This is a genomic window from Kibdelosporangium aridum, assembly GCF_900176515.1.
Lineage (GTDB): Bacteria > Actinomycetota > Actinomycetes > Mycobacteriales > Pseudonocardiaceae > Kibdelosporangium > Kibdelosporangium aridum.
Genome location: NZ_FWXV01000002.1, coordinates 1,466,661 through 1,479,527, shown reverse-complemented (window position 1 = coordinate 1,479,527; position 12,867 = coordinate 1,466,661). Strand labels below are relative to the sequence as shown.

The following is a 12,867-nucleotide window of genomic DNA, read 5'->3' as shown; positions in this document are numbered from 1 at the left end:
GAGGCCGTCACCATGCATCGACGCATCACACTGGCGTTGGCCGCCGCCATGCTTGTCGTGGCAGGCTGCGGAGGCGCCGGGGATCAGGGTGGCGGTGGCTCCGGTGGCACCGCCGGAGCGCCCCCGTCGACCACTGGATTCGACGGAACCACCATCAAACTCGGTGTGCTTTCCCCGCTTTCCGGCCCGGTCGCGGTGATCGGGCTGCCGCTGACCGCGGGCAACAAGATCTGGTTCGACGCGCTGAACCAGCGCGGCGGCGTGGCAGGCAAGTACAAAGTGGAGCTTGTGCAGGAGGACACCCAGTACAAGTCGGACGTGACGGTCCAGCAGTACAACAAGGTGAAGGGCAACGTGGTCGCGTTCACCCAGATCCTCGGCACCGCACCGACTTTGGCGGTGTTGCCGCAGCTGAAGACGGACAAGGTGGTGGCCGCGCCCGCGTCGCTGGACGCACTGTGGGTGCGTGAATCGAACCTGCTGCCGGTCGGCGGGCCGTACCAGATCCAGGTGATCAACGCCATCGACTACTACATGACCGAGGGCGGCGGCACCAAGGACTCCAAGATCTGCAACATGATCCAGGACGACGTGTTCGGCGAGGCCGGGCACCAAGGCCTGCAGTACGCCGCCGAGAAGTACGGCTTCACCATCGCCAACACACAGCGGTACAAGACCGGTACGGAGAACTTCACCGGCCAGATCCAGGCGTTGTCCGGTGCGGGCTGCCAGATGGTGTTCCTGACCGCCACCCCGACCGACGCGGGCAGGATCTGGGGCGCGTCCGCACAAGCACGGTTCACGCCGCGCTGGTACGCCCAGTCCCCCGCCTACGCGGCAGCGCTGTCGAAGTCACCGATCACGCCGTACCTGCAGCAGACCACGATCATCGTGGCCGAGGGCACGGAGTGGGGCGACGAGAAAGTCGCGGGCATGAAGGACCTGGTGGCCCGGACCACGCAGTTCGGCCCCGGCCAGCAGCCGGACTACTACCTCGCGTTCGGCTACAACCAAGGCCGCGCGATGACCGCTGTCCTGGAGAAGGCGGTCGAGCTGGGCAACCTGTCGCGCGACGGGATCCTGAACGCGATGAACCAGCTCGGCAAGGTGTCCTTCGACGGCCTGACCGACGACTACCAGTACGGACCGGCCGAAACCCGCAACCCGCCGCGGTCGAGCACGCTGTTCGCGGTCGACCCGTCGAAGCCGTTCGGCCTGAAGACCGTGAAGTACAACGTCTCGTCAGAGGCCGCCAGGACCTACGAGTTCAAGAAGACCAGCTAGCGACGCACACGCGGTGGTGACCAGCGCGACGTCGACCTCGGCGTCGCGCAGCAACCACTGCTGCAGCAATCCACGCGCGAGCGCGGTGGCCGACATGGCCACGCGCTCGGCGTCTGCTGTGCCGCCGAGTGCTTCGGCAAGTGCGGCGATGATCGGATCGGCGTCCAGTCGTTCCGCGAACACCGGATCATGCAGCATCAGCGGCGCGAGCTCCAGCTCGAACCGGAACAACCTCCGTGCGTCCGATGTGGACCCGATGGCCGCCATGGCCGCGCCGTAGCTGGACAGCACGGCGGCCGGGGTGTCGCCGGTCAGGTCAAGCGCTTGCTCTGATCTGCAGTGCTCGACAGCCGCCAAGAACAGCTCCCGTTTGCCGCCGAACGCGGAGTAGACGGCCCCGGTCGTGAGATTGGCCTTGGCCGCGATCGCTTCGACGGTCGCGGCCCGATACCCCTGTGCGGCGATCAAGTCGATCGCGGCAGCGATCAGCGCGCGGCGGTTGCGCTCCTGTGTCTCGGCTCTGCTCGGCACATTGAAATAATAGCATTATCCGGATAACGTCATTATCTGTGACGTATGTTTTCCCAGGTCCAGACGAGGTGGCCGCCCAACTGGCGAGGTACGGCGACGTACGCGAGGTCGGGACGTCCAGGCTCGGCGAACCGATCACGATGGTCAGCGTCGGCAACGGACCCCGCAATGCCCTGGTCTTCGCCGGTCCGCATCCCAACGAGCCGATCGGCTTCCTGACCGTGCCGCGTTTGGCGGAGGTCGTACGAGACAACGACTTCGGCTACACATGGCACCTCATCGGCTGCGTCGACCCGGATGGCGCGCGGCTGAACGAAAGCTGGTACGCCGGACCGCTGGACCGCGAGCGCTACCTGCGCGGGTTCTACCGGCCCCCGGCACACGAACAGGTCGAGTGGACGTTCCCGGACGGCCTGCCGGAGACCCGTGCACTCAGCAGCGTGATCGACGAAATCCGCCCGGACCTGCTGTGCTCACTGCACAACGCCGAACTCGGCGGCGTTTTCTACTACCTGAGCGAGGACCGGCCCGGCCTAGCCGACACGTTGGCGAACCTGCCGACCGGAATTCCCTTGCACACAGGCGAAGCCGAATTACCGGGCACCCGGCGGATCCGGCCGGGCGTGTTCCTCTTCCCCAGCCTTGAAGCGGTGAACACGGCCATGCCGGGGATGTCCAGCGTGCACTACGCGAGCCGATACGGAACGTTCAGCCTGGTCATCGAGGTGCCGATGTGGTCGGACGAACGCAGCACGGACACCTCGGGCTGTGGTGAGCAACGCGCGGATGTACTCGCCAGAGTGGCACGCATGATCGAGGACATCGAGCGGATGCCGGATCTGCCCATCGCCGAGTTCGTGGTCCAGGATTCGCCGTTCCTGAGGGCGTACGCGGATCTGCGGCCGGGCGCGGCGAGGTTCGCGAGCGCCTTGCGAGCTCACCGGCCGCAAGGCGAAGCGACCGTCGCGGAACGGTTCGGGCATCAGGAAACCGCGCACATGCTGCGGCTTCGCGCGTGCACGACCGCGCTGCGGATCCTCGACGGCGAACTCGGCGTTGGCAACCACCGAGCCGCCGTCCGAAGTGCGCGGAAAGCCTACGCCGAGTTGTTCGAGTCGTGGATGGCTGAGGAAGGCTCTGTGGCCCAACCGATCCAGCCAGATCTGTTGGTCAACGCTCAGCTCGGCGCGATACTCAGTGCCGCGAAGTCGTAGTCGTTCCACGCGGCGCGCTGGGCTTCCTCTGGCGCGATCGCGACGCGGGACGGGGTGTCCCAGACCTTCGTCAGCCGTGGCCAGTACTGCGGCCAGCCTGGGTTTCCGGTGCGGGCGAAGGAAGTCCAGGCGCGCTGCATCTCTGTCGACATGGCCTTGGCTGCTCCTGGGTTCGTGTCGTAGGCCTGTTGTCCACCGGGGACACCGGTGAAACTCATGCTGCCGAATACGAAAGGCAGCTCCGCGGTGTGCACCGCCGGGCCCCAGTCGAATTGGTACACGTACGCCCGGCCCCATCGGAGTTGGGCTTCGGCCATCCGTGTCGCGGGTACGCGCATTGTCTGGTCGGTCAGCATGGCCAATGCCACATTCGGCTCATCACGGTACGGCCGCGCGACTTGGTCGAGGTTGAGTTCACGCGGGAAGAACGCGCGGTATTGGTCCAGTGTGAGTTGCAGGATGGCCGGGTCGAACTGGGCGAAGTACTTCATCTCGTCCCGGTTCGTGCCGATCAGGATGTCGATGCCACGCGCGTTGCCCGCTTTGATCGCGTCGACCACCGGCCGTTTCACCAGCGTACCGTCGACATACGGTCCGAAGTAGACGGCTCCGGCCAGCGGGTTGCCACCGACCAGTCTTTCCTGCAGCTGCAGGACTTCCAGTGTGGTCTTCCCGGACAGGTCGACCTGGGGTGAAGCGCTAGCATGCACCATGTAACCCGATCCGCTCTGCAGGATCACCCGCCGGAAGAGCCGTTGTGGATTGCCGGTGGCGAGCATGGCACTGATCGCGAACGCCCCTTCGGACTCCCCGAACGCGGTGACGTTCCGTGGATCGCCACCGAACGATTCGATGTGCCTCTGCACCCATTCCAGCGCGGCCATCTGGTCACGCAGGAAGAGGTTTCCCGCGCCCAACAGGCCGAGACGGTAGTTCACCGTCACGACGACCGTTCCATTTCGGGCGAGACGGGTCCCGTCGTAACGGGGTTCGTTCGCGGTGCCGAACCTGGCGGCGCCGCCGTGGAAGAACACCATCACCGGGTGCTTGCCGGTCCGCGGTGCCCAGACGTTCAGCTGGAGGCAGTCTTCGTCCAGGTACACGGGCTGGTCGTCGGGATACTCCTCGGAAATGGTGTCCCGGAACTGCGGGCAGACTTTCACAGGGCCCGGGGTGAGGTTGTCCACGAGCTGTGGTGGTTGCTGCCGGGCAGCGGTGGCGTACTGGATTCCGCGATGGACACTGATCGGCTCCTGTGCTGCCGGAACCGGGCCGAGCGCCAGCGCGACCGCGAGCAGAATCTTCATTGGCACAGCTTCGGGAAACGCACGCGAAAACGGATCGCCGACGAGAATGAATCAGCCGTGGCCCGCGATGACCAGACCGGACTCGTAGGCGAACACGACCGCTTGCGCCCGGTCCCGCAGGCCGAGCTTGCTCAACAGGTTGCTGACGTGTGTCTTCACCGTGTGCTCGCTGACGTGCAACGCGGTCGCGATCTCCACATTGGACAGGCCGCGGGCCAGCTGGTGCAAGGTGTCCCGCTCACGATCGGTCAGCTCTTCGAGCCGCTTGCTCAAGGCGGGAACCGCGTGACCGCGTTGGGCGAGGTCAGCGATGAGACGCCGGGTCACGCTCGGTGCCAGCAAAGCGTCACCGGCGGCGACCACGCGAATCGCGTTGACCAGCTCATCGCGGCGGATGTCCTTGAGCAGGAACCCACTCGCGCCCGCAGCCAGCGCCGCGTACACGTACTCGTCCACGTCGAACATGGTCAGGACGATGACTCTGGCATCGGTCTTGGCGCAGATCTTGGCAGTGGCCGCGACTCCGTCCACCGAAGGCATCCGGATGTCCATCAGCACGATGTCCGGCTTGAGTTCACTGGCGAGCACGATCGCCTCGGCACCGTCCGCGGCTTCGCCAACGACCTCCATGTCCTCTTGCGCGTTGAGGATCATGGTGAAGCCGCCGCGGAACAGGTCCTGGTCGTCGACCACGAGGACGCGCAGCATCAGATCGGCAGTGTCGCGTGCACGGCGAAGCCCACTCCGCCTGGTCCTGGCCCGGTTCTGAGCGTTCCGCCGCACGCCGCGACGCGCTCCCGCATGCCCAGCAACCCGAAGCCTGGCTTTCCGGTTGAGCCACGGCCGTCGTCGACCACTTCAACCCCCAATGTCCGTTCCTGCCAACGCAACCGGACCATGACTCGGGATGCCGAGGCGTGCCGCATGGCGTTGGTCAGCGACTCCTGCACGATCCGGTACGCCGTTATGTCTACTTCGGACGATACCGGCCGCGGCTCGCCGACCACTTCGAGCGACGCGATCCCGGTTATCAGGTCCGGCACTTCAGCCACGCCAGGCGACCGCAACGCGTGCACGACCTCGCGGAGCTGTGCCACCGCGCCCCTGCCGGTCGACGCGATCGCCTCGAAGGCCCCGACCGCCTTGTCCGGATCGGACCTGACGACCAGCGGTCCGGCTTCGGCCTGTACCACCATCATGCCGACAGAGTGCGTGATGACGTCGTGCATCTCGCGCGCGATCCGGGTCCGTTCCCGCGCCGCTGCCTCCGCGGCCTGCGCGCGCCGGGCTCGAGTGTTCGTACCCAGCGCATATGCGGCAACGTAGGCCACGGCCAAGTAGCGGAATGTGTTCAGGTCGTCGTCGCCCGGAATGACCAGCGAAACGGTCACGCCAACCGCCGCGACCACGACACAGACCAGCCGCCAGAACGGTGAGCTCGACGCGGCGATCACGTAGATCGCGACCAACGGACCAGCTGGAATCAACGGCGCCACGAAGAACGCGGCAAGCACAGTCGTCGTGAGGCCGACGATCAGCCCAACCAGCAACGGTTTCCGGAAGACCCAGTAGACCGGCACGGACGCCAGCACGGCGAGCACGATCGCTTCCCAGCCAGCCGTAAGCGCGACCGGCACAACGGTCGCCACCACGACAGCAAACGTCAGAGCCAGGCGCACGCTCGCCAGTATGTCGCCGACGAATGAGGGACGCCTCGGTCGTGAGGACTAGACCGGCCTCATTCGATCAACGCTTCGCCGATCTCGGACAACTGGTACTCGGTCAACGGCAGGGTTTTACGCCCCGGCCCTACCTTGATCTTCACGCCGGTGTCTGTTGAGACGTCCTTGTCGCCCCAGCTCTGTACGTGGATCCGGTAGGTCGAGTGGTCGGGCAGGTAGACCGACAACGCCTGCGTCACGTCTGCGTACGCGTGTGTCCGCTCGTCGTAGATCGGCCGGATCGGGTAGATCTGCGCGATCGAACCATCCGGTGTGACGATCCGCTTCGGCGGCAGGCAGTTGTTCTCGTTGAACGCCTCCGCGTTGGCCGTGATCAGCGGCTCGACCGGGGATTGCTCCGGCCAGACCCGGATGCTGCCCGTCCCTTGATCATCGGTGATGTCCACCAGGTACTCAGGACTGTTGGCGGCGTTGGACCTGATCCTGAGCTCGCCGATCCGGGCGGGCGCGGCCACCGACCGCAACGTGTCCATCAGCCGGCCCCGCATGGCGTCAGGCATCGCCATCGGCACGGGATCCGGATCACCGGGCATCGTGGTCGGGCTGCAGCGCGGCAACCCGGTCTTCGGCACATCGGGCAGCGGCGGCGCGTCCGCCTTGGGCGTCCAGGTCGAGATGGGTGACTCGGCAGGCATGTCCGCCCGGCTCCAGCCCGCGGGCTGGTGCAGCACAGTCGGTATCTCACTGGTCTGGGCGGGTTCGTTCACGTGTGCGCTTTTGCCGCCGAAGGTCATCGCCACCGCGCCGACACCGGCGACGACTGCCACCGCGGCCGCGATCGACCCTGCTTGGCGGAACCGTCGCCGCCGCAGGCCACGCGGCACGATGTCCGACAACTCGGTTCTCGCTGTGGGCGCGGGCCCGTTGATCTCCTCTCGCAGCGCCTCGCGCAGCTGCTGTTCGTCCCACATCATGCACACCTCGAAGCTGCCGTGACCTGCTCGTACGCCTCACGCAGCGTTTTCAGGCCGCGAGCGGTCTGGCTTTTGACCGTGCCCGTCGAGCAGCGCAGCGCCTCGGCCACCTGCTCGATCGAGAGGTCCTGGACAATCCGCAGCACGAGTACCGCCCGTTGTTTCGGCGGCACCTTCTGCAATGCGGCAATGAGACTTGGCCGGTACTCAGCCGCGTGGTAGTTGTCGACAGTGAGCTGTTCCGGGAGATCCGCGACCAGCTGCTCACGCTTGCGGCCACGGCGCCGGGTATCCAGGAACAACCGGGTCAGCACGGTTCGCAAGTACGCGTCCGGGTTGGAGTGGACCACCCGTGGCCAGTGCGAATACAGCCGCACGAAGCCGTGCTGCGCGAGTTCCTCGGCCTCGACCCAGTCGGCGCACAACGCGTAGGCGGTGCGCCTGGCGTAATCGAAGCGCGCCGAGAAATACTCAGCGAACTCCTTGTCGAATCGTGCCACGGGTACCTAACGCCAATGCAAAACGGCGGGTTGCATCACCGTGACGAGCCGAAGGCACGGGTTGCCCGTAGCGGGGGCGCCGGGGCGTCGCTCACCTTGACCACGCGCATCGGCCGCAGCGTCGCCGTGTCGATGGGTGCGAGCAGCTTCACGAGCCGACGGATCAGCAGGATCGTGAGTACGGCCAACGCGGCACCCAACAGGTCCGTGAGCGCGGCCAGCCAGACGCCGTCGGCGTGGGCTTGGACGCTGTCACGGAATCGCCAGGCAATCGTGATCGCCATCAGCAGGCCGTTGGCGATCCAGGTGCCCCACCACCACTTGACCAGCTTGCCCGGCTTCGGGCGGTCCTTCGCCTCGCCGCGTTGAGCGGCGTGCTCGAGCTCGGCGAACACCGAACCGGCGACCGCGAGGTTGATGCCGGGGATCAGCATTCCCCAGAAGAACTGCTTGTCCGTACGGGCCGGTTGGTAGCCCGACACCTCGGTCGCGGCCAGCCTGGCCACGTACAACCACCAGATCGTCAGTCCGACCGAGATCGCGCCGACGGCCAGCGCCAGTATCGCTCCTGTGTAGACGAACGTGTCCGAAACGGACACGACGCCGCTGCTCAGCGCGCCGAAGCGGCTTTGCAGCAACAACACGTACCGCCAGAACTCGGCAGCAGCCGCGATCACGGCCAAGCCGGTGAGCAGCCACAGCATCGCGACCGCGTGCTTGGCGATGGACCGGACACGGTCGACCGCGGCAGGCGTCTCCGGGCGCGCACCAGGCACCGACGTCGGCCAACGCCACGCCAGGCTGGGAAATCCCCATCTCGGTGGCGTGGGATACGCGGGCGGCCCCGTGTACGGGCGCCTCCGCTGCCGGTAGCCGCCCGGGCCGCGCTGGTATGCCCCGGGTGGCGCGGTCGCCACCCAGCGGACTGGCTGCGGCGCGGGCGGTCGGCCCTGGTAGTACGGGTGCACGCTCAGATGACCTGCGGTTCGGCCTGCGACTCGCTGACCATCTTCTTGCCCGCGGCCTGCCACGACTGCATCCCGCCGTCGATGTTGGTGGCGTCCCACCCGTTGCCGTTCAGGTACGCGGTGACGCGCGCGGACCGGCCGCCGCTGCGGCAGATCACGTACACATCCTTGTCGCCCGGCAGGTCACCGAGCCGCTCGACCAGCTCACCCATCGGGATGTGCAGCGCTTCCGGGGCGTGACCGGCGTCCCATTCGTCCTGCTCACGCACGTCGAGCAGGGTCACGTCGGCCGGCACGTCTTGCACCGTCACGGACGGCACGTTGGGCATAGTCACGCCCCGAATGCTGCCACGATCGGCGTGGGCCCGCCGTTAATGCTGGGTGGCCTTTTCGGCACCCACGCCGGTGAGGGCTCGGACCTCCATCTCGGCGTACTTGGCGTCGTTGCGTTCCTTGGACAGCACCGTGCCCAGCCAGCCGAGGAAGAACGAGACCGGGATGGACACGATTCCGGGGTTGGCCAGCGGGAACAGGTCGAAGTCGGCGTCCGGGAACATCGCCGAGGAGTTGCCGGACACGGCTGGCGAGAACACGATCAGCAGGATGCACACGGCCAGGCCGCCGTAGATGCTCCACAGCGCGCCCGAGGTGTTGAACCGCTTCCAGAACAGCGAGTACAGGATCGTCGGCAGGTTGGCGGACGCGGCGACCGCGAACGCCAGCGCGACGAGGAACGCGATGTTCTGGCCGTTGGCCACGATGCCGCCGACGATCGCCACGGCACCGATCACCAGAGCGGTGATCCGGGCGACACGGACCTCCTGGTCCTTGTCGTCCACCTCGCCTTTCTTGATCACGTTGGCGTACACGTCGTGCGCGAACGACGCCGACGCCGTGATCGTCAACCCGGCGACCACCGCCAGGATCGTCGCGAACGCCACGGCCGCGATGAACCCGAGCAGCACCGGTCCGCCCAGTACTTGGGCGAGCAGCGGCGCGGCCGAGTTGGCCTTGCCGGGCGCCGCGTTGATCGCCTCCGGCCCGACCAGCGCGCCCGCGCCGTAGCCGAGGACCAGGGTGAACAGGTAGAAGATGCCGATCAGCCAGATCGCCCACACCACGGACCGACGGGCCTCTTTCGCTGTCGGCACGGTGTAGAACCGCATCAGGATGTGCGGCAGGCCTGCCGTTCCGAGCACCAGGGCAAGGGCGAGCGAGACGAAGTCGAGCTGCGTCAGGCCGGTCTTGCCGTACTGCTTGCCCGGGTCGAGGACGGCCGCGCCGCCCTTGTCCACGGCACCGCCGAGCATGGCCGACAGGTTGAAGCCGAACCTGGCCAGCACCCACACCGTGATGCCCGCCGCGCCGACGATCAGCAATGCGGCCTTGATGATCTGCACCCACGTGGTGCCCTTCATACCGCCGACCAGCACGTACACGATCATGATCACGCCGACGACCGCGATCACGGCTGCCTGGCCGACCGGGTTGTTGATGCCGAGCAGCAACGCCACCAGGCCACCGGCCCCGGCCATCTGCGCCAGCAGGTAGAAGAAGCTCACCGCCAGCGTGGACACGGCAGCCGCGGCGCGAACCGGGCGCTGGCGCATCCGGAACGCCAGCACGTCGCCCATCGTGTATTTGCCGGTATTCCGGAGAAGCTCGGCGACCAGCAGCAAAGCCACCAGCCAGGCGACCAGGAAGCCAATCGAATAAAGGAATCCGTCGTATCCGTTCAGCGCGATCGCGCCGGCGATACCGAGGAACGACGCGGCCGACAGGTAGTCGCCGGAAATGGCGATTCCGTTCTGCGGCCCGGTGAACGCGCGGCCGGCGGCGTAGTAGTCGGCCGCGGTACGGGTGTTCTTGCTCGCCCGGAACACCACGACCAAAGTGATCACCACGAACGCGGCGAAGATCGAAATGTTCAGCGCCGGGCTTGAGCCCTCGACGGCTTGGGCGAGCGTCACTTGTCCGCTCCCTCGATCTCCTCACGGATCTTCTCGGCCTGCGGATCGAGATGCCGGTTGGCGTACCGCACATACAGCATGGTGATCACGAAGGTCGACACGAACTGCAGAATCCCCATCACCAACGCCACGTTGATGTTGCCGAACAGACGCATTGACATGAAGCCGTGCGCGTAGTCGGCGAGCAGCACGTACACCAGGTACCAGACCAGGAAAAGCCCGGTCATCGGGAAAATGAAGCGGCGCAGGCGGCGCCGCAGTTCCGCGAAATCCGCGGAATCTTGAACTTCACGCCACTTCGCCGCGTCCGGCGGCAGCTCTTCGGTCCCTGTTCGCTCTCCTGCGCTCACTTGACCCTCCCGCTATGCCACTGATGGTTCGGGCACTGGTCGGACGTTAGGTACAAGCTGACCTTCCCGTAAGACGCCGATCGGGCGCTGTCGCTCAGCCTGTTCGGCGATGCGGTGAACGGTCATTATCGTCCGGCAAGGTGCCGCCACACTCCTTTCATGATCGCTATCGCACAAAAGAAGGAATATGGCTTACCCACATCGGGGGACGGCTAAACCGTCAGTAGAAGTATTCGGCACGGAAAGGACACAATTCCATCAACCCAGTGCTGCGCCGGGTTCACCGACGGTGACGACCGTCAGCCAATCGGGCCCGTTCCTCGGCGGTACCGAAACGGGCCACATCCCGGTCACGGATAAAGCCGAGCGGATCCGGGGCGTGCATTCGCAGCAACGTCCGGCTGGTGTCGGTCGGCTGGCGGCGGTGCGTCGCCTTGCTGACCATGATCACGACGAAGAACGCGATCGGCACGGTGATCAACGCGGGCTGTTTGACGAACGACGGCGCCCAGTCGCCGGTGTACCGGCTGACCACGTCCAACACGATCGCGCCGATCACCAGCCCACCACCGACGATCATCCCGGCACCGGCACCGACCCATGTCAGCTTGCGCCACCAGATCCCGAGCAGCAGCACAGGGCAGAACGTCGAGGCCGCGAGCGCGAACGTGACACCGATGCTCAGCGAGACATCGTTGGGCCGCAACACCAACGCCAGCCCCAGCGGCACGATCCCGGCGATCAGCGCGGCCCACCTGAAGTCACGGACCCGCCCACGCAGCACGTCCGTGGACAGCACACCGGACACGCTCACCACGAGCCCGGACGACGTCGACAGGAACGCCGCGAACGCACCGGCAGCGGTCACCGCGCCCAGAATCTCCCCTGGGATCCCCGGAATGATCTTCGCGGGCAACGCGGTGACAGCGGCGTCGGTCCGCCCGGTGACCAGCAACTCCGGCACGTAGATCCGCGACAACGCCCCCATCAGCAGCGGGAACATGTAGAACAACGCGAGCAACAACATCACGTGCAAGGTCGTCCGACGCGCGGCCTTGCCGTCCGGGTTGGTGTAGAAGCGCACGAGGACGTGCGGAAGCCCCATCGTGCCAAGGAATGTCGCGAAGATCAGCGAATACGTGGTGAACAGATCACCGGCACCACCGGACGACGGCGTCATCCAGCTCGCGTTGTCCGCAGGCGCCCCAGCGACAACCGGAACGGCGGTGCCCGCGTTGAACCGCAAGGTCGTGCCCGCGTCGACGGTCACCTCGCCGACTTCCGGCCGCCAGAACGCTTCGCCGGACGCGGGCGCGCCGTTCACCACACCGTCGGCCCACAGCCACACCGGTTCCTTGACCTGCAAGCGAACCGGAGTCTCCACCCGAACGGTGGTCATCTCGGTGAACGTCGGCGGCGTCGGCGCGGTCAACGGGGTCTCGGTCGTCCCGGCACCACCCCGCCCGATGAAGATCGCGCAGAGGATGAAAGCCGGCGCGGCGATGGCGAAAAGCTTGAGCCAGTACTGGAAAGCCTGGACGACGGTGATGGCCCGCATGCCGCCGCCGAACACGTTCACCACGACAACGACAACAACGAGGACCATGCCGACCCACTGCGGCACAGGCATGATGCGCGACATGACGAGACCGGCGGCCTGCAACTGCGGCAGCAGATAAAGAATCCCAATGAAGATCACGAAGAACGTCGCCAGCTTGCGCAGTCCGGCCGACCCGAGCCGCGCCTCGACGAAGTCCGGCAGCGTGTACGCACCCGATCGCCTGAGTGGTGCGGCGACGAACAACATCAACGCCAAATAACCGGCAGTGAACCCGATCGGGTACCAAAGCGCGTCGACCCCGTCCTTGAGGATCAAACCGGCGACGCCAAGGAAGGACGCGGCGGAAAGGTACTCGCCGGAAACCGCGGCGGCATTGCGGCGGGAGCGGACCGTGCGCCGGGCGACGAGGAAGTCCTGAGTCGTGCTGGCGGCCCGTGAGCTCCGGAAACCGACATAGAAGGTCATCACCGCGACCAGAGCGATGCCGGACACGGCCCACAGGTTCAGCTCAACGGCCGTGCCACCC

13 protein-coding genes are annotated in these 12,867 nt (G+C 66.2%); 2 read left to right on the top strand and 11 right to left on the bottom strand.

What is annotated here, in order from left to right; genetic code table 11:
* The first annotated feature begins 12 nt into the window (after positions 1 to 12).
* Positions 13 to 1,284, top strand: coding sequence for an ABC transporter substrate-binding protein (locus B9C43_RS16540; RefSeq protein WP_033381218.1), 1,272 nt, complete (start codon positions 13 to 15; stop codon positions 1,282 to 1,284).
* Here B9C43_RS16540 and B9C43_RS16535 read toward each other — a convergent pair.
* A complete protein-coding gene (locus B9C43_RS16535) occupies positions 1,243 to 1,815 on the bottom strand; it encodes a TetR/AcrR family transcriptional regulator (RefSeq protein WP_084427334.1) in 573 nt (190 codons plus the stop codon). The genes B9C43_RS16540 and B9C43_RS16535 overlap by 42 nt on opposite strands.
* 38 nt (positions 1,816 to 1,853) lie before the next feature.
* Between B9C43_RS16535 and B9C43_RS16530 the strand changes: the two genes are divergently transcribed.
* Positions 1,854 to 3,029: a M14 family metallopeptidase gene (locus B9C43_RS16530; RefSeq protein WP_143446361.1), complete on the top strand. Its 1,176-nt coding sequence runs from the start codon at positions 1,854 to 1,856 to the stop codon at positions 3,027 to 3,029.
* Here B9C43_RS16530 and B9C43_RS16525 read toward each other — a convergent pair.
* The 10 genes from B9C43_RS16525 to B9C43_RS16480 all read right to left on the bottom strand — a co-directional run bounded on the left by B9C43_RS16525 (position 2,993) and on the right by B9C43_RS16480 (position 12,806).
* Entirely contained in the window at positions 2,993 to 4,336 is a 1,344-nt protein-coding gene (locus B9C43_RS16525) for a carboxylesterase/lipase family protein (protein ID WP_143446360.1), read from the bottom strand. The genes B9C43_RS16530 and B9C43_RS16525 overlap by 37 nt on opposite strands.
* Positions 4,337 to 4,387: 51 nt before the next feature.
* The gene (locus B9C43_RS16520) at positions 4,388 to 5,044 is read right to left on the bottom strand and encodes a response regulator (RefSeq protein WP_143446359.1); all 657 of its coding nucleotides are present in this window, start codon (positions 5,042 to 5,044) and stop codon (positions 4,388 to 4,390) included.
* Positions 5,044 to 6,015, bottom strand: coding sequence for a sensor histidine kinase (locus B9C43_RS16515; protein ID WP_084427330.1), 972 nt, complete (start codon positions 6,013 to 6,015; stop codon positions 5,044 to 5,046). The genes B9C43_RS16520 and B9C43_RS16515 overlap by 1 nt, the downstream gene beginning before the upstream one ends.
* 59 nt (positions 6,016 to 6,074) lie before the next feature.
* On the bottom strand, positions 6,075 to 6,989 hold the full coding sequence (locus B9C43_RS16510; RefSeq protein WP_084427328.1) for a hypothetical protein: 915 nt from the start codon (positions 6,987 to 6,989) through the stop codon (positions 6,075 to 6,077).
* On the bottom strand, positions 6,989 to 7,492 hold the full coding sequence (locus B9C43_RS16505) for a SigE family RNA polymerase sigma factor (RefSeq protein WP_033381223.1): 504 nt from the start codon (positions 7,490 to 7,492) through the stop codon (positions 6,989 to 6,991). Before B9C43_RS16505 ends, B9C43_RS16510 begins: the two co-directional genes overlap by 1 nt.
* A 35-nt stretch (positions 7,493 to 7,527) precedes the next feature.
* Entirely contained in the window at positions 7,528 to 8,460 is a 933-nt protein-coding gene (locus tag B9C43_RS16500; protein WP_084427326.1) for a DUF4328 domain-containing protein, read from the bottom strand.
* Positions 8,461 to 8,462: 2 nt separating this feature from the next.
* Positions 8,463 to 8,789 (bottom strand): rhodanese-like domain-containing protein, encoded by a 327-nt coding sequence (locus tag B9C43_RS16495; protein ID WP_084427324.1) that lies wholly within the window; start codon positions 8,787 to 8,789, stop codon positions 8,463 to 8,465.
* A gap of 42 nt (positions 8,790 to 8,831) precedes the next feature.
* Positions 8,832 to 10,430, bottom strand: coding sequence for a solute symporter family protein (locus B9C43_RS16490; RefSeq protein WP_084427322.1), 1,599 nt, complete (start codon positions 10,428 to 10,430; stop codon positions 8,832 to 8,834).
* Positions 10,427 to 10,747 carry a DUF485 domain-containing protein gene (locus B9C43_RS16485; protein ID WP_033381238.1) on the bottom strand — a complete coding sequence of 107 codons (321 nt, stop codon included), beginning with the start codon at positions 10,745 to 10,747 and terminating at the stop codon, positions 10,427 to 10,429. The genes B9C43_RS16490 and B9C43_RS16485 overlap by 4 nt, the downstream gene beginning before the upstream one ends.
* Before the next feature lie 313 nt (positions 10,748 to 11,060).
* Positions 11,061 to 12,806, bottom strand: a complete 1,746-nt coding sequence (locus B9C43_RS16480) for a sodium/solute symporter (protein ID WP_084428239.1) — start codon at positions 12,804 to 12,806, stop codon at positions 11,061 to 11,063.
* Positions 12,807 to 12,867 lie beyond the last annotated feature (61 nt).